Source organism: Pseudomonas sp. ABa2 (assembly GCF_056676075.1).
This window is the reverse complement of record NZ_CM155239.1, coordinates 3,825,927-3,845,252: the sequence shown is the minus strand read 5'-3', so window position 1 is coordinate 3,845,252 and position 19,326 is coordinate 3,825,927. Positions and strand designations below refer to the sequence as shown.

The 19,326-nt window shown below is 68.2% G+C and carries 22 protein-coding genes; 9 read left to right on the top strand and 13 right to left on the bottom strand.

All coding sequences use genetic code 11. The annotated features are described in order from the left end of the window. Positions 1-51 precede the first annotated feature (51 nt). Complete coding sequence (locus AC1G9C_RS18745; protein ID WP_480408456.1) at positions 52-756, bottom strand: hypothetical protein; 705 nt, start codon at positions 754-756, stop codon at positions 52-54. Between the two features lie 277 nt (positions 757-1,033). Here AC1G9C_RS18745 and AC1G9C_RS18740 point away from each other — a divergent pair, with 277 nt between their 5' ends. From AC1G9C_RS18740 to AC1G9C_RS18720, 5 genes are all read left to right on the top strand, one after another. Beyond that, positions 1,034-1,783: a helix-turn-helix transcriptional regulator gene (locus tag AC1G9C_RS18740; protein WP_397496272.1), complete on the top strand. Its 750-nt coding sequence runs from the start codon at positions 1,034-1,036 to the stop codon at positions 1,781-1,783. 137 nt (positions 1,784-1,920) lie between these two features. Next, positions 1,921-2,607 (top strand): methylamine utilization protein, encoded by a 687-nt coding sequence (locus AC1G9C_RS18735; protein ID WP_480408455.1) that lies wholly within the window; start codon positions 1,921-1,923, stop codon positions 2,605-2,607. Next, complete coding sequence (locus AC1G9C_RS18730) at positions 2,594-4,933, top strand: putative bifunctional diguanylate cyclase/phosphodiesterase (protein ID WP_480408454.1); 2,340 nt, start codon at positions 2,594-2,596, stop codon at positions 4,931-4,933. Before AC1G9C_RS18735 ends, AC1G9C_RS18730 begins: the two co-directional genes overlap by 14 nt. A 3-nt stretch (positions 4,934-4,936) precedes the next feature. Continuing rightward, a complete protein-coding gene (locus AC1G9C_RS18725) occupies positions 4,937-5,788 on the top strand; it encodes a DUF3034 family protein (protein ID WP_480408453.1) in 852 nt (283 codons plus the stop codon). A 2-nt stretch (positions 5,789-5,790) separates the two neighbouring features. Beyond that, positions 5,791-6,210 carry a group I truncated hemoglobin gene (locus AC1G9C_RS18720; RefSeq protein ID WP_021442098.1) on the top strand — a complete coding sequence of 140 codons (420 nt, stop codon included), beginning with the start codon at positions 5,791-5,793 and terminating at the stop codon, positions 6,208-6,210. A 9-nt stretch (positions 6,211-6,219) separates the two neighbouring features. On the opposite strand, the gene lpcA is transcribed toward AC1G9C_RS18720, so the two are convergent. The 6 genes from lpcA to minC form a co-directional block, all read right to left on the bottom strand. After that, positions 6,220-6,807, bottom strand: coding sequence for a D-sedoheptulose 7-phosphate isomerase (gene lpcA, locus AC1G9C_RS18715; protein WP_122107590.1), 588 nt, complete (start codon positions 6,805-6,807; stop codon positions 6,220-6,222). A gap of 14 nt (positions 6,808-6,821) precedes the next feature. Further along, positions 6,822-8,111: a M18 family aminopeptidase gene (locus AC1G9C_RS18710; protein ID WP_021442100.1), complete on the bottom strand. Its 1,290-nt coding sequence runs from the start codon at positions 8,109-8,111 to the stop codon at positions 6,822-6,824. Positions 8,112-8,331: 220 nt separating this feature from the next. Then, a complete protein-coding gene (locus AC1G9C_RS18705) occupies positions 8,332-8,967 on the bottom strand; it encodes an RluA family pseudouridine synthase (RefSeq protein ID WP_021443222.1) in 636 nt (211 codons plus the stop codon). 148 nt (positions 8,968-9,115) lie between these two features. Continuing rightward, complete coding sequence (gene minE, locus AC1G9C_RS18700) at positions 9,116-9,370, bottom strand: cell division topological specificity factor MinE (protein ID WP_021443221.1); 255 nt, start codon at positions 9,368-9,370, stop codon at positions 9,116-9,118. Next, positions 9,371-10,183, bottom strand: coding sequence for a septum site-determining protein MinD (gene minD, locus AC1G9C_RS18695; protein WP_021443220.1), 813 nt, complete (start codon positions 10,181-10,183; stop codon positions 9,371-9,373). Positions 10,184-10,285: 102 nt separating this feature from the next. After that, entirely contained in the window at positions 10,286-11,011 is a 726-nt protein-coding gene (gene minC / locus AC1G9C_RS18690) for a septum site-determining protein MinC (RefSeq protein WP_480408452.1), read from the bottom strand. 151 nt (positions 11,012-11,162) lie between these two features. On the opposite strand from minC, the gene AC1G9C_RS18685 reads away from it, so the two are divergent. Together AC1G9C_RS18685 and AC1G9C_RS18680 are read left to right on the top strand one after the other, a co-directional pair. After that, positions 11,163-12,095, top strand: coding sequence for a lipid A biosynthesis lauroyl acyltransferase (locus AC1G9C_RS18685; protein ID WP_480408451.1), 933 nt, complete (start codon positions 11,163-11,165; stop codon positions 12,093-12,095). A gap of 37 nt (positions 12,096-12,132) precedes the next feature. Beyond that, positions 12,133-13,314 carry a patatin-like phospholipase family protein gene (locus AC1G9C_RS18680; protein ID WP_457789462.1) on the top strand — a complete coding sequence of 394 codons (1,182 nt, stop codon included), beginning with the start codon at positions 12,133-12,135 and terminating at the stop codon, positions 13,312-13,314. Between the two features lie 12 nt (positions 13,315-13,326). On the opposite strand, the gene AC1G9C_RS18675 is transcribed toward AC1G9C_RS18680, so the two are convergent. The 6 genes from AC1G9C_RS18675 to AC1G9C_RS18650 all read right to left on the bottom strand — a co-directional run bounded on the left by AC1G9C_RS18675 (position 13,327) and on the right by AC1G9C_RS18650 (position 17,738). Continuing rightward, positions 13,327-14,181: a pirin family protein gene (locus AC1G9C_RS18675; RefSeq protein ID WP_480408450.1), complete on the bottom strand. Its 855-nt coding sequence runs from the start codon at positions 14,179-14,181 to the stop codon at positions 13,327-13,329. A 102-nt stretch (positions 14,182-14,283) separates the two neighbouring features. Further along, a complete protein-coding gene (locus AC1G9C_RS18670) occupies positions 14,284-14,727 on the bottom strand; it encodes a MerR family DNA-binding protein (protein ID WP_480408449.1) in 444 nt (147 codons plus the stop codon). A 91-nt stretch (positions 14,728-14,818) separates the two neighbouring features. Continuing rightward, positions 14,819-15,586 carry an MlaA family lipoprotein gene (locus AC1G9C_RS18665; RefSeq protein WP_021443875.1) on the bottom strand — a complete coding sequence of 256 codons (768 nt, stop codon included), beginning with the start codon at positions 15,584-15,586 and terminating at the stop codon, positions 14,819-14,821. Next, on the bottom strand, positions 15,579-16,877 hold the full coding sequence (locus AC1G9C_RS18660) for a serine/threonine protein kinase (RefSeq protein ID WP_480408448.1): 1,299 nt from the start codon (positions 16,875-16,877) through the stop codon (positions 15,579-15,581). The genes AC1G9C_RS18665 and AC1G9C_RS18660 overlap by 8 nt, the downstream gene beginning before the upstream one ends. 87 nt (positions 16,878-16,964) lie before the next feature. After that, on the bottom strand, positions 16,965-17,453 hold the full coding sequence (locus tag AC1G9C_RS18655; protein WP_021443873.1) for a GNAT family N-acetyltransferase: 489 nt from the start codon (positions 17,451-17,453) through the stop codon (positions 16,965-16,967). A gap of 63 nt (positions 17,454-17,516) precedes the next feature. After that, a complete protein-coding gene (locus AC1G9C_RS18650) occupies positions 17,517-17,738 on the bottom strand; it encodes a DUF2061 domain-containing protein (protein WP_480408447.1) in 222 nt (73 codons plus the stop codon). A 249-nt stretch (positions 17,739-17,987) separates the two neighbouring features. Between AC1G9C_RS18650 and AC1G9C_RS18645 the strand changes: the two genes are divergently transcribed. Further along, a complete protein-coding gene (locus AC1G9C_RS18645) occupies positions 17,988-18,356 on the top strand; it encodes a DUF2784 domain-containing protein (RefSeq protein ID WP_122107679.1) in 369 nt (122 codons plus the stop codon). A gap of 107 nt (positions 18,357-18,463) precedes the next feature. Further along, positions 18,464-19,276: an SDR family oxidoreductase gene (locus tag AC1G9C_RS18640; RefSeq protein WP_021443870.1), complete on the top strand. Its 813-nt coding sequence runs from the start codon at positions 18,464-18,466 to the stop codon at positions 19,274-19,276. Positions 19,277-19,326: the final 50 nt, after the last annotated feature.

Here is a 19,326-nt window from a genome sequence, read left to right as displayed (position 1 = left end):
GCACGTTAAGTGCTAGATGGGGCGGTGCTCGGGGTTTTTCAACGGCTCTGTTCAAGCGAGATTCAGGCGAATCCCCTGCAGGCGCTGCTCGATCAGCGGCGTGAGCAGGGCGAAGCAGTCGGCGGGGGCCAGGCGCACCTGCGGCGCGTCGATCAGCTCCTGGCGCAGGCGCTCGAGCAGGGCGTGCAGCGGCTGGTCCTGGCCCTGTGCGTCGAGGCGCTCGCAGAGAAAGCGCATCTGCATCTGCAGCCCGGGCGGGCAGCGCGAGTAGTTGGCCGCGCGCACCGCCAGGCCGCGCAGGCGGGCGAGGTCTTCCAGGGCGCGGCAGGCCTCGCCGAGGCCGCGGATGGCCGGGTGTTCGTGCTGGTAAAGGCGGTCTTCCAGCCGCTCGATGGCTTCCAGCAGGGCCTCGATCAGCTTGCTGTGCGCCTCGAAGTCGGCGGGCTTGCGCCGCAGCTGCGGCCAGTGCTGCTGCAGCGCCGGCAGCTGCAGGCTGGCGCCGGGCCAGTTCAGCCACAGCGCATCGAGCTGGCGGGCCAGGGCGTTGCGCTGGCTGACGCTGGCGATGTCTTGCTGCGCGCCGAGGCCGCGATGCTTCTGCAGCGCCTGCAGCAGTTCCAGGCAGCGTTGCAGGGTCTGGCTTTCCAGTTGGCCCAGGGCCAGGTGGTGGCGGCGTTCGGCGCGCTGGCTGAGCCAGTGGCCGAGGGCAAGCAGCACGGCGCCCAGGGCCAGGGCGATAGAGAGTTCCAGATTCATGGGGCCTCGCTTGGTTGAATCCGCTGGCTGAGCCATGTCGATTGGATCTCGCTCAAGCAACTCTCCTGCCAGCCGCCGGCAATGCCCGGATTGCCTGGGCATGGCGGTTGCGCCGCGGCGCCGGCTGTGCCCATTAATGGCGCCTGGGCGGATTTCGCTGCCCAATCTGGTGCGTGCGTTGGAAAAGGTGCAACCCGTCCGCTGGTCGTGGGTTGCGGCGTTTTTTGCGATTAAGGAGTAAAGTGCAACCCTTGTTTCGTGCCGCCAGTCTTTCGCGATGCTGCAAGCCCGAGTGATCCGCCTGGATGAACAGGCCCATGTCCATGCCCACGACCATCACCAGCTGGTGATGTCCCTGGTCGGCCGCGCCGAATTCGAGGTCGGCGGCCGCGGCGGCGAGGTGTGCCGCATGCGCGCCTGCCTGGTGCCGGGCGACGCCGCCCACCAGTTCGCCGGCATGGGCGACAACCGCATGCTGATCCTCGACCTCGACGAGCAGGACACCCCCAGCGAAGACCTGGAACTGCTCCACCGCCTGTTCGAGACCCCGCGCTATCCGGCGCTGGACGTCGATTTCCAGCACCTGCTGAGTTACGCCGGCGCCGAGCTGGAACGCTACGGCAGCGACTCGATCCTGGCCCGTTCCCTCGGCGGCGTGCTGCTGCGCGCGCTGCACCTGCGCCTGTTCGGCGAGCAGCGCTGGCGGCCGCAGGGCAGCCTGGATCTGCAGCGCCTGGACGGCTATATCGGCGAGCACCTGGCGCGGCGCATCAGCGTCGCCGAACTGGCCCAGGTGATGTGCCTGAGCCCCAGCCATTTCCACGCCCAGTTCAAGGACAGCGTCGGCCTCACCCCGCACCAGTACCTGCTCAAGACCCGCCTCGACCGCGCCGCGCGGCTGCTGCGCGAGAGCAAGCTGCCGCTGGTGCGGATCGCCGAGGAATGCGGCTTCTCCAGCCAGAGCGCGCTGACCACGGCGATGCGCCGCTACCTCGGCCTCACGCCCAAGCGCCTGCGCAGCGAATAGCGCCGCTGCTGGCCAATTGCCGCTGGCCGGTTCGCCGCCGGCCAGCTAGGCTGTCATCTCAGTACGCCAAACTCGGTTGCCAGGACGGCATGTAATCCTGTGAACGTCCGGCCTTCGGCTCGGGCCAAGGTACGCGCATGACTGGTTGCAATTCCCGCCTGCTCCCCCTCGTTCTGTTCGCCGCCCTGGTCCTGCCCGGTCCGGCGCATGCCGCGGCGCTGCAGGCCGAGCTGGTGGACGCCGCCGGCCAGCCGCTGGCCGATGCGGTGATCAGCCTGCGCGGCCCGCTGGACGCGCCCCAGGCGCCGTCGTCGGCGCGCATGGATCAGCGCAACAAGCAGTTCCTGCCCCATGTGCTGGCGGTGCGCACCGGTACCTCGGTGTCCTTCCCCAACAGCGACGACATCCGCCATCAGGTCTATTCCTTCTCGCCGGCCAAGCGTTTCGAGCTGCGCCTGTACCAGGGTACGCCGAGCGAGCCGGTGCTGTTCGACAAGCCCGGGCTGGTGGTGCTCGGCTGCAATATCCACGACTGGATGCTCGGCTATATCTACGTCACCGACGACCCCTGGTTCGCCGTCAGCGACGAGCACGGCCGCGCCGCCATCGCCGAGTTGCCGGCCGGGCGCTACGCCGTGACCCTGTGGCACCCGGGCAACCCGCAGCTGCTGCCGCAGGCCGCCGGCGAGCTGCTGTTCGACGCCCAGGCGCCGAGCCAGCGGTTCGTCCTGGCCAGCAGCGGCCCCGCCGAGCCACCCGCGCCGCCGGCGCCGAGCGCGTTCGGCGAGGCCTTCAGGAAAGCCGCCGAAGATGCTGCGCAGTAGCTTCCAGGCGCGTATCGCCGGCGTTCTCGTCCTGCTCCTGCTGGTGGTGATCGGCGCCCTCTATGTCGCGGTGAAGGCAGCCACCGATGCGGCGGTGCGCGCCCAGGCGCAGGAACAGCTGAACGTCGGCAGCCGGGTATTCGAGCAACTGCTGGCGCTGCGCAGCGACCAGCTGCAGCAGGCCGCCCAGGTGCTGGCGGCCGATTTCGGCTTCAAAGATGCGGTGGCCAGCGGCGATGCGCCGACCATCCGTTCGGCGCTGGCCAACCAGGGCGCGCGGATCAACGCCGGCGCCGTGTTCCTCCTGGGCCTGGATGGCAGCCTACAGGTGAGCACCGACCCGGGCATCGATGCCGAGGCGCTGGCCCGTCTCGACCGCCAGTTGCAGTTGCCGCGGCGCGACGGCCCGCGGCTGTTCCTGCTGCCCATCGGCAGGCAGATCTACCTGCTGGTGGATGCCACGGTGAGCGCGCCGCTGCCGATCGCCCGGGTGCTGATGGGCTTTGCCGTGGACCGCGAATTCGCCCTGCAACTGCGTGAGCTGACCCACCTGGAACTGAGCCTGGTGGCCAGTCGCGACGGCGCTGCGCCGACCTGGATCAGCACCCTGCCGGGCAGCGCCCAGGCCCTGCTGGAGGCGCAGATGGAGGCGGCCGGCGCGATGCCGCAGCGCCTCGACGACGGCACCGAGCACTACTTCGGCCAGCACCTGCAACTGGCCAGCGGCTCCGGCTACCGGGTCGAGGCGCTGCTGCACAAATCCCTCGGCGAGGCCGAGGCGGCGTTCGCGCCGCTGGATCGGCGCATCCTGCTGATCAGCCTGGGGGCCATGCTCGCCTCGCTGGTCGGCGCCCTGCTGCTGGCGCGCAGCGTGTCGCGGCCGGTGCGCGAACTGGCCGCTGCCGCCCAGCGCATCGGCCGTGGCGACTATCAACAGCCGGTGGCCCTGGCCCGCAGCGACGAGTTGGGCGTGCTGGCGCTGGCGGTCAACGACATGCAGCGCGGCATCGCCGAGCGTGAGCGGCAACTGGCGCACAACGCCCTGCACGACGCGCTGACCGGTCTGCCCAACCGCACCCTGGCGCTGGAACGGCTGGGCAGCGCGATCACCGCCGGGCGACCCACCGCGTTGCTGTACCTGGGCGTGGGCAACTTCGCCGCGATCAACGAGAGCTGCGGCCAGGGCGGCGGCGACCTGGCCCTGCAGCAGCTGGCCCGGCGCCTGCAAGCGACCCTGCGCCCCGGCGACAGCCTGGCGCGCCTGCTGGGCGACGAGTTCCTCCTGCTGCTGGAGCAGTGCGATGGCGACAGCGCGGTGGCCAGCGCCGACCGCCTGCACCAGCTGCTGCTCAAGCCGCTGCGCATCGGCACCCTGGACGTCGCCCTGGACTGCCGTATCGGCATCGCCGCCTACCCGGCCGACGGTGACACGCCGGACGACCTGCTGCGCCGTGCGCGCATCGCCATGCAGGACGCCGCCCAGCAACCCGGTCGCCTGCAGCTCTACCAGCAGGGCCGCGACGCCGCCCAGCAGCGGCAGATCCGCCTGATCCGCGACCTGCGCCACGCCGCCGCGCAGGGCCAGCTGCTGCTGCACTACCAGCCCAAGCTGGACATCCGCGAGGGCCTCGTGCGCCAGGCCGAGGCGCTGCTGCGCTGGCAGCACCCGCAGCTGGGCATGGTCTCGCCCGGCGAATTCATCCCGTTGGCCGAGCGCACCGGCAGCATCCAGCTGCTCACCGCCTGGGTCATCGAGGAGGCCATGCGCCAGTTGCAGGAATGGGACGGGCGCGGCGTCTGGGTGCAGCTGTCGCTGAACATCTCCACCGAGGACCTGCTCGACGCCGACCTGCCGGCGCGGGTCGGCGCGCTGCTGGCGCACTACCGGGTGGCGCCGGAGCAGCTGATCTTCGAGATCACCGAGAGCGGCGTGATGCTCGACCCCGAGCGCGCGCTGCAGGTGCTGCACGGCCTGCGCGGCTGCGGCATCGGCCTGTCGGTGGACGATTTCGGCACCGGCTACTCCTCGCTGGCGCAGCTCAAGCGCATGCCGGTGCAGGAGCTGAAGATCGACCAGAGTTTCGTGCGCGAGCTGGACGACCACAGCGAGGACTCGGTGATCGTCCGCTCGACCATCGAAATGAGCCACAGCCTGGGCCTCAAGGTGGTGGCCGAGGGCGTCGAACTGGCGCCCAGCCTGAGCCTGTTGCAGCGCTGGCACTGCGACACCGCGCAGGGCTACCTGATCAGCCGGCCACTGGCCGCCGCGGCCTTCGAGGCTTGGCTGGCGCAACCCTATCGTTCCCCCCTGGCCAAGGTGCACTGAAGCATGCGACTCGCTTATCTGTTGGGCCTGTGCCTGTGCGGCGAGCTGGCCGCCGCCGGCGAAGGTCGCCTGCTGGCCACCGGCGGCGCCACCAGCCTGGAGGGAACCGCCGGCGGCGGGATCATGCCCTGGGCGGTGCTGGCCGGTTACGGCGAGCGCGGCGAATGGGGCGCGGACGTGTTCGCCACCCGCGTCGAGACCGGCGACTACCGCCTCGACGTGGCCGGTGTGGCGGCGGCCTACGGCAACCGCATCGAGCTGTCCTACGCGCGCCAGCGCTTCGACCTCGGCACCCTGGCGCGCGACCTGCGCCTGCCGGACAACAGCCTCAGCCAGGACGTGCTCGGCCTCAAGCTGCGCCTGGCCGGCGACCTGATCTACGACCGCCTGCCGCAGATTGCCCTCGGCCTGCAGCACAAGCGCCAGCGCGACTTCCGGGTGCCCAGCCTGGTCGGCGCGCAGCGTCGCGAGGACAGCGAAGGCTACCTGGCGGCCAGCCGCCTGATCCTCGGCGGCGCCTTCGGCTACAACCTGCTGCTCAACGCCAACCTGCGCTACAGCCGGGCCAACGAGCTGGGTCTGCTGGGCTTCGGCGGCGACCGCCGCGACCGCCATTCCTGGCTCAAGGAGGGCTCGGTTGCGGTGCTGCTGGATCGGCACTGGGCGGTGGGCATGGAGTACCGGGAAAAGCCCGACAACCTGAGTTTCGCCGGCGAGAGCGACTGGGCCGATCTGTTCGTCGGCTACTTTCCGAACAAGCACCTGGCCCTGGTGCTGGCCTACGCGCGGCTCGGCGAGATTGCCACGCTGGACCACCAGGACGGCGTCTACCTGTCCGTGCAGGGGAGTTTCTGAACATGCGCCTGGCCATGCTCTGCCTGCCGCTGCTGCTGGCGGCCTGCGCCCAGCAGGCGCCGCGCGACGACGGCCTGTACCGCGCCCTGGGTGCGGAGCCGGGTATCGTGCGGATAGTCGAGGGCATGCTGCTGGGCAGCGCGCGCGATCCGCGCATCGCCCGGCACTTTCTCGATATCGACATCGAGCGCCTGCGCGACAAACTCATCGAGCAGCTGTGCTTCGAGAGCGGCGGCCCCTGCGTCTACACCGGCGACAGCATGGAGGAGAGCCACAAGGGCCTGCGCCTGACCCCCAGCGATTTCAACGCCCTGGTCGAGCACCTGCAGGACGCGATGGACGCCGAGGGGGTGCCGACGCCGGCGCAGAACCGCCTGCTGGCGCGCCTGGCGCCGATGCGTGGGCAGGTGATCGACCGCTAGCGAGCGGGTTTAGGCGTAGTTCTGCGGGCTGAGCTTGCGCTCGATCAGCTCGATGAGGATGTGCAGCACCTTGATATGCAGCTCCTGCACGCGGTCGGCGTAGTCGCCGCCGGGCGCGCAGATGCACACGTCCGCCAGGCTCTCCAGCAGCGAGCCGGGCTTGCCGGTCAGGGCCACCACCTTCACCCCCAGGGCCTTGGCCGCTTCGGCGGCCTTGACCACGTTGGGGCTCTTGCCGCTGGTGCTGATGGCGATCAGCACGTCGCCGGCGCGGCCATGGGACTCGATATAGCGCGAGAAGATGTGGTCGTAGCCGAAGTCATTGGCCACGCAGCTGATATGGCTGGGGTCGCTGATCGACACCGCGGCGATGCCGGGGCGGTTGTTGCGGTAGCGCCCGGTCAGTTCCTCGGCGAAATGCATGGCGTCGCACATCGAGCCGCCGTTGCCGCAGGAAAACGCCTTGCCCTTGGCCTCGAAGCTTTCGATCAGCAGCTCGGCGGCCTGCTGGATATTGCCCAGGGTCTGCTCGTTGGCGAGGAAGGCCTCCAGCGCGCGCTGGGCTTCCTGCAGGCTGTTGCGGATATGTTCGATCATCGCGGGGCTCGCTCTCAGGGCAATTCGGGGCTGGAGTAAAACGCACTCAGCACTTTCACCAGGTGCTCCAGGTCGTGGCTGCCGGCCAGTTCGCGGATCGAGTGCATGGCGAAGGTGGGCAGGCCGATATCGACGGTGCGTACGCCCAACTGGCTGGCGGTGAGCGGGCCGATGGTGGAGCCGCAGGCCATGTCGCTGCGCACCACGAAGCTCTGCACCGGCACCTCGTTCTCCAGGCACAGGTGGCGGAAGAAGCCGGCGGTCTCGCTGTTGGTGGCGTAGCGCTGGTTGCTGTTGATCTTGATCACCGGGCCGGCGTTGAGCTTGGGCCCGTGGTTGCCGTCATGCTTGTCGGCATAGTTGGGGTGCACGCCGTGGGCGTTGTCGGCCGACACCAGCAGCGAACGCTGGATGGTCCGCACGAAGGCATCACCCTCCGGCAGCACGCGGCGCAGCACCTGTTCGAGGAAGGGACCGTCGGCGCCGCAGGCCGAGCAGGAGCCGACCTCTTCGTGGTCGGTGCAGACCAGCACGCAGGTTTCCTCGTCGCTGGAGTCGATCAGCGCCTGCAGGCCGGCGTAGCAGGACAGCAGGTTGTCCAGGCGCGCGCCGGCGATGAAATCCTGGTTGAGGCCGACGATGGCGGCGCTCTGGGTGTCGTAGAAACTCAGCTCGTAGTCCAGCACCGCATCGGCATTGAAGTCGTGCTCCATGGCCAGCTGTTCGCTGAGCAGGGCGCGGAAGTCGGCGGTCTCGCTGCTGGCCAGTTGGGCGAGGATCGGTGGCAGCTCGTTCTGCGGGTTGATCGCCCAGCCCTGGTTGGCCTCGCGGTTGAGGTGGATGGCCAGGCTGGGGATCACGGCGATGGGCTGGTAGAAGTCGATCAGCTGGCTCTCGACCTTGCCGTCGCGGCGGTAGGTCACGCGGCCGGCCAGCGACAGGTCGCGGTCGAACCAGGGGGCGAGCAGGGCGCCGCCGTAGACTTCCACGCCGAGCTGGAAGAAGCCCTGGCGCTGCAGCTCGGGGTTGGGCTTGACCCGCAGGCAGGGGCTGTCGGTATGCGCACCGACCAGGCGAATGCCGCCGTCGACGGCCGGGCGCTTGCCGAGCTTGAAGGCGATCAGCGAGGAGTCGTTGCGGGTCACGTAGTAGCGGCCGCCGGCCTCGGTGTGCCAGGGCGCGCGCTCGTCGAGGTGACGATAACCGGCCGCCTCCAGGCGCATGGCCAGGCTGGTGGTGGCGTGAAAGGGGGTAGGCGAGGCGTTGAGAAAGTCGATCAGGCCTTGGTTCAGTTCTTCGCGCATAGGGACTCCGGGCAACGATGGCGCGAGTTTACCAATTTGCCTCGGCCTGTGCCGGCTGCGCGCTCGTTTGCGCGCGATAGTTCGCGTCTATCGCGCTTTAAGTGCTGGTGGTGCGCAGGGCAACGCGTAGGGTGGATCACGCTTCACCGATCCACCAGAGCGGTGGATGAAAAAGGCGTCATCCACCCTACGGCGTGCGCCGTGCGCACCGGGCGGGCAATCAGAACGGCGCCGGGCACTCGAAGCGCATCCGCGCGCCGCTCTGCGGGTGGGTCAGGGCCAGCATGCTGGCATGCAGGCAGAGGCGCTGATGGGCGGCCAGGGCCTGTTCGTGGGCATAGAGGCGGTCGCCCAGCAGCGGATGGCCGATGGACAGCATATGCACGCGCAGCTGGTGCGAGCGGCCGGTGATGGGGGTGAGCTCGACCCGGCACCAGTCGCCGCAGCGCTCGAGCACGCGCCAGTGGGTCAGGGCGTGCTTGCCCAGCTCATGGTCGACCACGTGGCGCGGCTTGGTCGGCGGGTCGTAGCGCAGCGGCAGGTCGATGCTGCCGCTATCGCCCTCGAGCTGGCCCCAGCACAGCGCGGTGTAGGCCTTCTCGGTCTCGCGGTCGTGGAACTGGCGCGACAGCTCGCGGTGGCTGTCGGCGTCGCGGGCCAGCACGATGATGCCGGAGGTTTCCCAGTCCAGGCGGTGGACGATGCGCGCCTCGGGGTAGCCGTTGTCCTGCAGGCGGGTGACCAGACAGTCCTTGTTGTCATCGGCGCGGCCGGGCACCGAGAGCAGCAGGGTGGGCTTGTTGATCACCAGCAGGGCGGCGTCCTGGTGGAGTATTTCGATCTGGCTAAGGGGCATGGGGCGTTCGCAGCGGTCTTGTAGGAGCGAGCTCTGCTCGCGAAGTCTGCTGGCTACCGGCGTTCGCGAGCAGAGCTCGCTGCTACAGGTGCCTGGGACTATAAACGAACACGGCGGCCGAAGCCGCCGTGAAACGGGCCGGTAGCTATCAGCGATCCGGCAGGGTGATGTTGAGCTCCAGGATCGAGCAACTGCCCTGGTTCTCCAGGGCGACCTGGACCTGATCCGAGTCGATATTGACGTACTTGCGGATCACTTCGACCAGTTCTTGCTGCAGCGCCGGCAGGTAGTCCGGCTGGCTGCGCTGGCCGCGTTCGTGGGCGACGATGATTTGCAGACGCTCTTTCGCGATCGACGCCGGGGTTTCCTTTTTGCGTTCGCGAAAGAAGTCGAAAATATTCATTTAGCGAGCTCCGAATAAGCGTTGCATGAGTCCTTTCTTCTGCACGTCGAGGAAGCGATGCGGCACTTCCTTGCCGAGCAGGCGTTCGACCGCGTCGCTGTACGCCTGGCCGGCGTCGCTCTGCTCGTCGAGGATCACCGGCACGCCTTGGTTGGAGGCCTTGAGCACCGCCTGCGACTCGGGAATCACGCCGAGCAGACGGATGGCGAGGATTTCCTCGACGTCCTCGACGCCGAGCATCTCGCCCTTGGTCACGCGCTCGGGGTTGTAGCGGGTCAGCAGCAGGTGTTCCCGGATCGGCTCCTCGCCCTTCTCGGCGCGGCGCGACTTGCTCGCCAGCAGGCCGAGCATGCGGTCGGAGTCGCGTACCGAGGAGACTTCCGGGTTGGTCACGACGATCGCCTCGTCGGCGAAGTACATGGCCAGGTGCGCGCCCTTCTCGATGCCGGCCGGCGAGTCGCAGACCACGTAGTCGAAGTTCTGCGACAGTTCGCCGATCACCTTCTCCACGCCTTCCTGGGTCAGCGCGTCCTTGTCGCGGGTCTGGCTGGCAGCCAGCACGAACAGGTTTTCGATGCGCTTGTCCTTGATCAGCGCCTGGGTCAGGGTGGCTTCGCCGTTGACCACGTTGACGAAGTCGTACACCACGCGGCGTTCGCAGCCCATGATCAGGTCGAGGTTACGCAGGCCGACGTCGAAGTCGACGATGACGGTCTTGTGCCCGCGCAGGGCGAGGCCGGTACCGATGGCGGCGCTGGTGGTGGTTTTACCGACACCACCCTTGCCGGAAGTAACTACGAGGATTTTGGCCAAGGTGATTCACCCCAAGAAATGAAGAAAAAAGCGGGAATCCGTAGGCTGTTATTGGGCTTCCGGATGCCTTTTTGTGTCCCTGAAAATTGGCCGCAGTATCCGTTAAAGGCGGGTGATGTTCAACACGTCACCCGACAGGCTGACATGCACCGCATCGCCCCATAGTGGGTCGCGGCGCAGGTCTTCGGCGACCTTGTAATGACCGGCGATCGACAGCATTTCGGCGCCCATTTGCTGACAGAAAATCCGTGCCTTGCCGTTGCCCTTGACGCCGGCCAGGGCGCGGCCGCGCATGGGCGCGTAAACATGGATGTTGCCGTCGGCGAGAAGTTCCGCCCCGGCGCTGACCGGGGCCAGGACGATCAGGTCGCCGCCCTGGGCGTAGACCTGTTGGCCGCCGCGCACCGGGCTGGTGATGATCTTGCTCGGCTTGTGTTCGGGTTCGGCCGGCTTCTCGACCTTCTTCGGTGCCGGGTCGAGCGGTCGTTCGCGCGCGCCGGAGGGCGGCAGCACCGGCAGATCCATGGCCTCGGCGGCGGCGATATCGGCCGCGCGGCTGGCGCGGATGGCCAGGGTGCGCAGGCCGTGGCGGCGGCAGACGGCCATCAGCTCGGCCAGGTCCAGTTCGCCTTCGCCTTCCGGCAGTTTGTCCAGGGCCAGCACCAGCGGGGTGTTGCTGAAAAAGGCCGGGGCCTGGGCGACCTTTTCCGCGAGCTGCGCGTCGAGGCGGGCCAGGTCGTTGTGCGCCAGCTCCATCACGGTGATGGCGAGCATGCTGCCCTTGAGCTGGAACACGGGGTCTTGGGCGAGGAGATCGGCTTGGCTCATGGGAGGGCGATGGGCCTTGTGGCGAGTCGGAAAGTTGCCCGGACTTATAGCGACTCGAGCTGCAAGCCGCAAGCCGCCGACACCCTGGCTTCCGAGTCGGCGGGAAAACTGCGTTAGAATGTGCGGCTTTGCTCGTGCTCGGAAACCTTTCATGGATCGCCCACGCTTTCGCGCCTATTTCCTTCATCCGCGCTTCTGGCCGCTGTGGCTCGGCCTGGGCCTGCTGTGGCTGGTGGTGCAGTTGCCCTACGCGCTGCTGCTGCGGCTCGGGCGCGCGCTGGGCTGGCTGATGTACCGCACGGCCGGCTCGCGCCGGCGCATCGCCGCGCGCAATCTGGAGCTGTGCTTCCCGCAGCTGAGTGCCGCCGAGCGCGAACGTCTGCTCAAGGAGAACTTCGCCTCCACCGGCATCGCCTTCTTCGAGATGGCCATGAGCTGGTGGTGGCCCAAGGCGCGCCTGGCGCCGCTGGCGCACATCGAGGGGCTGGAGCACCTCAAGCAGGCGCAGGCCGAAGGCCAGGGGGCGATCCTGATGGCCGTGCACTTCACCACCCTGGAGATAGGCGCCGCGCTGCTCGGTCAGCACCACACCATCGACGGCATGTACCGCGAGCACAAGAATCCGCTGTTCGACTTCATCCAGCGCCGTGGCCGCGAGCGGCACAACCTCGACGCCAGCGCCATCGAGCGCGAGGACATCCGCGCCATGCTCAAGGTGCTGCGCGCGGGCCGCGCCATCTGGTACGCGCCGGACCAAGACTACGGGCGCAAGCAGAGCATCTTCGTGCCGCTGTTCGGCATCCCCGCGGCCACCGTCACCGCCACCAGCAAATTCGCCCGCCTGGGCAAGGCGCGGGTGATTCCCTTCACCCAGCAGCGCCTGGCCGACGGCAGCGGCTACCGCCTGGTCATCCACCCGCCGCTGGCGGACTTCCCCGGCGACAGCGAGGAGGCCGACTGCCTGCGCATCAACCAGTGGATCGAGCAGGTGGTCAGCGCCTGCCCCGAGCAGTACCTGTGGGCGCACCGGCGCTTCAAGACCCGCCCCGAGGGCGAGGCCAAGCTGTACGGGAAGCGCAAGTAGCTCGCCTATACTCGAATAAACCCCAGGATCTGCCCCGATGACCGTCATTGCCCGCCCCCACGAGCCTGTCACCGGGCTGATCCTCTCCGGCGGCGGGGCGCGGGCGGCCTATCAGGTCGGCGTGCTGGCGGCCATCGCCGACCTGCTGCCGGATGCCGCGCACAACCCCTTTCCGGTGATAGTCGGCACCTCGGCCGGCGCGGTGAACGCGGTCGGCCTGGCCTGCGGGGCGCTGCATTTCAGCGAGGCGGTGCGACGCCTGACCGCGGTGTGGCAGGGTTTTCACACCCATATGGTGTACCGCAGCGACTGGCCGGGGGTGCTGCGCCAGGCCGCGCGCTTCGTCGGCCACAGCCTGCTCGGCCTGGGTCGCGAGGTGCCGGTGGCGCTGCTCGACAGCTCGCCGCTGCGCGAGCTGCTGGCGCGCGAGCTGGATTTCTCCGGCATCGCCGCGGCGGTGCGCCATCGCCAGCTGCGCGCCGTGGCGGTGACCGCCTTCGGCTACGAGAGCGGCCAGGCGGTGACCTTCTACCAGGGCCGCGCCACCATCGACCCCTGGTTCCGCCACCGCCGCGTCGGCGTGCCGACCCGCCTGCAGCTGGAACACCTGCTGGCCAGCGCCTCGATCCCGCTGATCTTCCCGCCGGTGAAGATCAACCGCGAGTATTTCGGCGACGGCGCGGTGCGCCAGTCGGCGCCGATCAGCCCGGCGCTGCACCTGGGCGCCAGTCGCGTGCTGGTGATCGGGGTCAGCGGCAACGCCCAGCTCGAGCCCAGCCAGCCGGCGCCGCGCCCGCTCAGCAATCGCCCGCCGAGCCTGGCGCAGATCGGCGGCCATCTGCTCAACAGCACCTTTATCGACAGCCTGGAAAGCGATATCGAGCTGCTCGACCGGCTCAACCAGTTGAGCGGCCTGGTGCCGACGGAGCATCGCCCGCGCGGCCTCGGCCTCAATCCGGTGGACGTGCTGGTGATCGCCCCGAGCCGGCCGCTGGATCAGATCGCCGCGCGCCACCAGCGCGAGCTGCCGCGGGCGCTGCGCCTGTTCCTGCGCGGGCCGGGGGCGACCAAGGCGGGCGGCGCCGGGGTGCTCAGCTACCTGTTGTTCGAGCCCGGCTACTGCAGCGAGCTGATCGAGCTGGGCTACCAGGACGCCATGGCGCGCAAGGCCGACCTGTGCGCCTTTCTCGGTCTGGCCGAGGTGGCGCAGCCGGCCTGACACTGCGCCGGATCAGGCCAGCACGCCGTCGCGGAAATCGCGCAGGGCCTGCTCGATCTCCTCGCGGCTGTTCATCACGAACGGGCCGTACTGCACGATGGGCTCGTGCAGCGGCGTGCCGGCGATCAGCAGCACCCGTGCGCCCTGGGCGCTGGCCAGATGCAATTCACCCGCGTCGGACAGCCGCACCAGGCGTCCGGCGCTGACGGATTGCGCGCTGGCCTCGGGCAGTTCGAGCAAGCCTTGGTAGACGTACAGCATCACCCGCTGGCCGTCGGCCAGGCGCGGGGCGATCCGGCTGCCGGGCGGCAGGTGCAGGTCGAACAGCTGCGGCTGGGTGTGCGGGCGCTGCACGGCGCCGGCCTGGCGGAGCTGGCCGTCGTCGAACTGGCCGGCGATCACCACCACCTCGACACCACCTGCCGTGGTCAGGCGCGGAATCTCCTCGGCCGGAATATCGCGGTAGCCGGGGTCGCCCAGCTTGTCCCTGGCCGGCAGGTTGAGCCACAGCTGGAAACCGCGCATGGCACCGGACTCCTGTTCGGGCATCTCGCTGTGGACGATGCCGCGCGCGGCGGTCATCCACTGCACGCCGCCCGTGCCGAGCAGGCCGACGTTGCCCAGGTGGTCCTCATGGCGCATGCGCCCTTCGAGCATATAGGTGATGGTCTCGAAGCCGCGGTGCGGGTGCGGCGGGAAGCCGGCGATGTAGTCGTCCGGGTCGCTGCTGGAGAACTCGTCGAGCATCAGGAAGGGATCGAAGCGCTCCAGACCCGGGCCACCGATCACCCGGTTGAGGCGCACGCCGGCGCCGTCCGAGGCCGGCTGGCCGGGTTGGATGCTGAGGATGCGGCGGGCTTGGGTCATGGTGTGGACTCCGTCGGTCGAGGCGATGGAGGCCATGCTACGCCGATCTTGTCGATCAAATGTCGCAAGTTTTGCGGGCTATTGATCGATCTGTTCGATGTTTCAGTGGGCGGGGCAGGGGCTGGCCGGGCGGCTTTCGCCGGGCAGTTCGAAGTCCTCGATCAGCTGGCAGATGGCCTGGCCGTCGGCCGCGCATTGCGGCCGTGCGGCCCAGTCGGCGAGGGCGCGCTGCATCACTCCGGCCAGGCGCTGGCATTCGGCGATATGCGCCTCGAGCGCGTGCAGGCGCTCGCCGAGCAGTTCGCGCACCTCGGCGCAGGGCTCGGCGCCGCTGTCGGCGCGGGCGAGGATGGCCTGCACGTCCTTGAGGCTGAAGCCCAGGCGGCGAGCGCGGGCGATAAAGCGCAGGCGCTTGAGGTCCTCGGCGGCGTAGAGCTGGTAGCCGTTGTGCGGATCGCGCCGCGGTTTGAGCAGGCCGAGGTCGGTGTAGTGGCGCACGGTATCGCCGCTGACGGCGGCGGCCTTGGCCAGTTGGGCGACGCGCATGCTGCACTCCTTCTGCTGGCGAGAGGCCGTCAGCTTAAAACCGCGGGGCGGCCCCGCGGTCAACGGGTTTATCCCGCTGCTCGGCGGCCTGTCATTCGGCAATCTTCAGCTTGCGCGACTCGTGATAGAAGTAGCGCAGCTTCTCGTACTCGAACGGCGAGTTGAGCTGGCCGTAGCGGAAGCTGGTGTGCGCCCGCTCGTCCACCGCGCGCAACGCCGTGATGCCGGGGTTGCGGCTGCTGGCGTCGGCCACGTCGAGGTAGTTGACCGCGCTTTCCAGGCTGTAGTCCGCCACCAGCCCGCCGGTGTCGCGCAGGTTGGAGGGGCCGAGCAGCGGCAGCATCAGGTAGGGGCCGGCCGGCATGCCGTAGTGGCCGAGGGTCTGGCCGAAGTCTTCGCGCAGCCGGGGCAGGCCCATCCGGCTGGCCGGGTCCCAGATGCCGCCGATGCCGAGGATGGTGTTGAACAGCAGCCGCGCGGTGCTGTTCATCGCCCGCTGGCCCTTGAGCTGCAGCAGGCTGTTGGCCAGGGTCGGCACTTCGCCGAGGTTGCTGAAGAAGTTGTGGATGCCGCTTTCCACCAGGTTCGGGGTGACGTAGCGGTAGCCGTCCACCAGCGGCAGGAACACCCACTGATCGAAGCGGTAGTTGAAGTGGTAGACGCGGCGGTTCCACGACTCCAGCGGGTCGTACACCTGCAGGGCGTCGTTGGAGGCGCGTTCGAACTCCTGCTGATCCAGCCCCGGGTTGAAACGCAGGTGCTGCAGCGGGTTGGTGAAGCCGTCGGGGTCGGCGTGGTGTTCGGCCAAGGCCGGCCCGCTGCCCAGCAGCAGGGCGATCAGAATCCAGTGCTTAGCCACGGAAGAACTCCAGCATGGCGTCGCTGTTGACGCGGTAGTTGAGGTTGCCGCAGTGCCCGCCGCGCGGGTACAGGGTCAGGCGCTCGCCGAAGGCGCGGCGCAGGAAGCCGATGTCGCCGGGGCCGAGGATCAGATCGTCGGCGTTGTGCATCACCGCCACCTTGTCGCTGCCCTTGAGGTAGTCCTCCAGCGCGTAGAGGCTGGCCGCATCGATCAGCTGGTTGAGGCTGCCGCCGTCGTAGCGGGCGCGCCACATCGGCACCAGCTGTTCGGCGATGTAGCAGTCGAAGTCGCAGCGCAGCGCCAGCTGGAAGAAGGGGGTGAGGCTGGTGCCCTCGCTGATGCGATAGCCCTGCGGGGTGATCAGGCCGCGGCGGTTGAGCAGGTCCGAGCTGAACACTATGTCGGCGGCGGCGAAGCGGAATACCGTGCCGATGAGCATGGCCATCTGCTCGTCGGAGAGCTTCTCCTTGGACTGCTGGAAGTCGTAGAGCATGGCCTCGTTGATATCCAGGTAACCCTTCTCGTTGAAGTAGCGGGTCAGCTTGCCGAGCACCAGGTCGTAGAAGTTGGTGCTGTTGTCGATGCCCTCGACCTGGGTCTGCACCAGGCGGTCGAGGTTGGTGATCGAGGTGTAGAGGTTGACCGGCGGGTTGAGCAGCAGCACGCGCTTGAAGTCGAAGGCGCGGCGGGTTTCGTCGAGCTGGCTGACGAAGGCGGCGTGCAGGCCGCCGAGGCTGTAGCCGGTGAGGTGGAACTCGCTGACCTCGAGCTTGGGGTGCTGGGCGCGCACCGCCTGCATGGCGCGGTACAGGTCGTCGGCATCGTCCGGGGTGTAGCCCGGGGTGGCGAAGCGCGAGGCGGCGGCCATGAAGTCGTAGCTGGTCGGCGACGACAGCTGCACCACATGGAAGCCGGCGCCGTAGAACAGCTTCTTCAGGTATTCCGGGGTGCCGCTGGAATAGTGCGCACCGGTGCCGGCGATGATGAAGATCAGCGGCGCACGGCCCTTCTGCTGGGCCAGGCGGTACTGCAGCTTGGTCACCGGCCAGAAGTTCTCCAGCAGCTCGAACTCGCGATCCGGACGGATGCGCACGGCGTAGTCGCGCTGATCGATGGCGTCGTCGGCGGGCAACGCCGGGCGCAGCTGCGGCGGGGTGGTGGCGATGGTCGCCTCGAACGGGTTGGCCAGCGGAAAGCCATAGCTTTCGGCGTCCACGTCCGCCGCTGCGGCGGACGCACAGAAGACCAGGCCGCCGAGCAGGGCGGCGAGTAGGGCAAGGCTGGGCATGTGCAAGTCCCTTTTAGGAAGAGAACGTCTCGATTGAACAGCCCGCTTATGACAGCAATAGCTGGGGCAAAGTGCCAGAACCGCCGTTTATCGAGGCTGTCCGGCCAGCGCGTCCAGCGCCTCGCCGGTCAGCCGGTAGACGGTCCAGTCGTCCTGCGGCGTGGCCCCCAGACCTTCGTAGAAGCCGATGGCCGGCGTGTTCCAGTCCAGCACCGACCACTCCAGGCGGCCGCAGCCGCGATTCACCGCCAGGCGTGCCAGCTCGGCTAGCAGCGCCTTGCCGAGGCCGGCGCCGCGGGCGGCGGGACGCACGTAGAGGTCTTCCAGGTACAGTCCGGGACGGCCGAGGAAGGTGGAGTAGTTGTGGAAGAACAGGGCGAAGCCGGCGGCCTCGCCGTCCACCTCGCCGATCAGCACTTCGGCGAAGGGGCGCGGGCCGAACAGGTGTTCGGTCATCTGCAGCGGATCGGCGACCACCTGGTGGCTGAGCCGTTCGTACTCGGCCAGTTCCTGGATGAAGTCGAGAATCAGCGAAATATCGGCGGGTTGCGCGGGGCGCAGGCTCAGCTTGGACATGGCGGCTCCTTGTGGATGCTGCCGAGTATGCCGCGGGTGCCCAGGGCTCTGGCAAGTCGCCGATCAGACGTGGTGATGCAGCCAGGCATGCCTGGGAATGGCCGACTCGCGCTTCTTCGCCTCCAGGCGCGCCCAGACCTTCTCGTGGAAGTAGAAGCCCACCGAGTTGCACAGCGGCTCGACCGCCGCCACCAGGCCGCTGACCGCGACGCTGCCGGTCAGCGCGTAGGCCACGCCGAAGGCGATGCAGAAGTGCATGATGGTGAAGGTCAGGGTCTTGAGCATGCTGCACCTCGATGAGAATCGTTTCGCGTCGAGAGCAAGGCTAGTCCCCCTGTGCAGCCGGGGGAAATGCGGGCTGTGCATGGCTTCGATAGTCGAAGTGCATGAGTAGGATGCTCTGGAGAGTTTTGCTCTATTTGTCTCGCGGCGCCGCGCCCTGCCAAAGAGGCGCGCGCCATTGACAGGAGGTGGTTGCATGCCGGTCCGCGATCGCCCTGGCTCCACCGTGGCGCCGCCGCGGGTGGTGAGCTGATGCTGCTGCGCCTGGCCGCCGATGCGCTGGTGCTGCTGCACCTGGCCTTTATCCTCTTTGTGCTGGGCGGCGGCCTGTTGCTGCTGCGTTGGCCGCGCCTGGTCTGGTTGCACCTGCCGGCAGTGGCCTGGGGCGCGGTGGTGGAGTTGTGCCACCTGCTGTGCCCGCTGACGCCCTGGGAGAACCAGTTGCGCCGCGCGGCGGGGCAGGCCGGTTACGACGGCGGCTTCGTCGAACACTACCTGATCCCGCTGATCTACCCGGCCGGACTGACGCCGCAGATCCAGCTGTGGCTCGGCGCACTGGTGCTGCTGGTCAACGGCGCGGTGTACGGCTGGCTGCTGTGGCGCTGGAGACGCAGGCCGTAGCGCCGATTTGCCCTGCCTATTCATAAGCCTGATGAAGGGCAGGCGGCACTATTTCCTTCGCTACACTGCCAGCCATTCCAACCGGACATTGAAAAGGCAGGCCCGCTATGCAAAACCGCATGATGATTACTGGTGCCGGTTCCGGCCTGGGGCGCGAGATCGCCCTGCGCTGGGCGCGCGATGGCTGGCGTCTGGCCCTGGCCGACGTCAACGAGGCCGGCCTGGCCGAGACCCTCAAGCTGGTGCGCGAGGCCGGCGGCGACGGTTTCACCCGCCGCTGCGACGTGCGCGACTACAGCCAGCTGACCGCGTTGGCGCAGGCCTGCGAAGAGCAGTTCGGCGGCATCGACATCATCGTCAACAATGCCGGGGTGGCGTCCGGCGGCTTCTTCAGCGAGCTGTCGCTGGAGGACTGGGACTGGCAGATCGCGATCAACCTGATGGGCGTGGTCAAGGGCTGCAAGGCCTTCCTGCCGTTGCTGGAGCAGAGCAAGGGCAAGATCGTCAACATCGCCTCGATGGCGGCGCTGATGCAGGGGCCGGCGATGAGCAACTACAACGTGGCCAAGGCCGGCGTGGTGGCGCTGTCGGAAAGCCTGCTGATCGAGCTGCGTCAGCAGGAGATCGGCGTGCACGTGGTCTGCCCGTCGTTCTTCCAGACCAACCTGCTGGACTCCTTCCGCGGTCCGACCCCGGCGATGAAGGCGCAGGTCGGCAAGCTGCTGGAAAGCTCGCCGATCAGTGCGGCGGATATCGCCGAGTACATCCACGCCGAGCTGGCCAAGGGCAGCTTCATGATCCTGCCGCACGAGATGGGCCGCATGGCCTGGGCGCTCAAGCAGAAGAACCCGCAGGCGCTCTACGACGAGATGGCCAACATGGCCGACAAGATGCGCGGCAAGGCCAAACCGGCGGGTTGACCGAAAGGTCAGTTAATTGCCGCCGCAGGCTTGCCCGAGCGGGCCTGCGG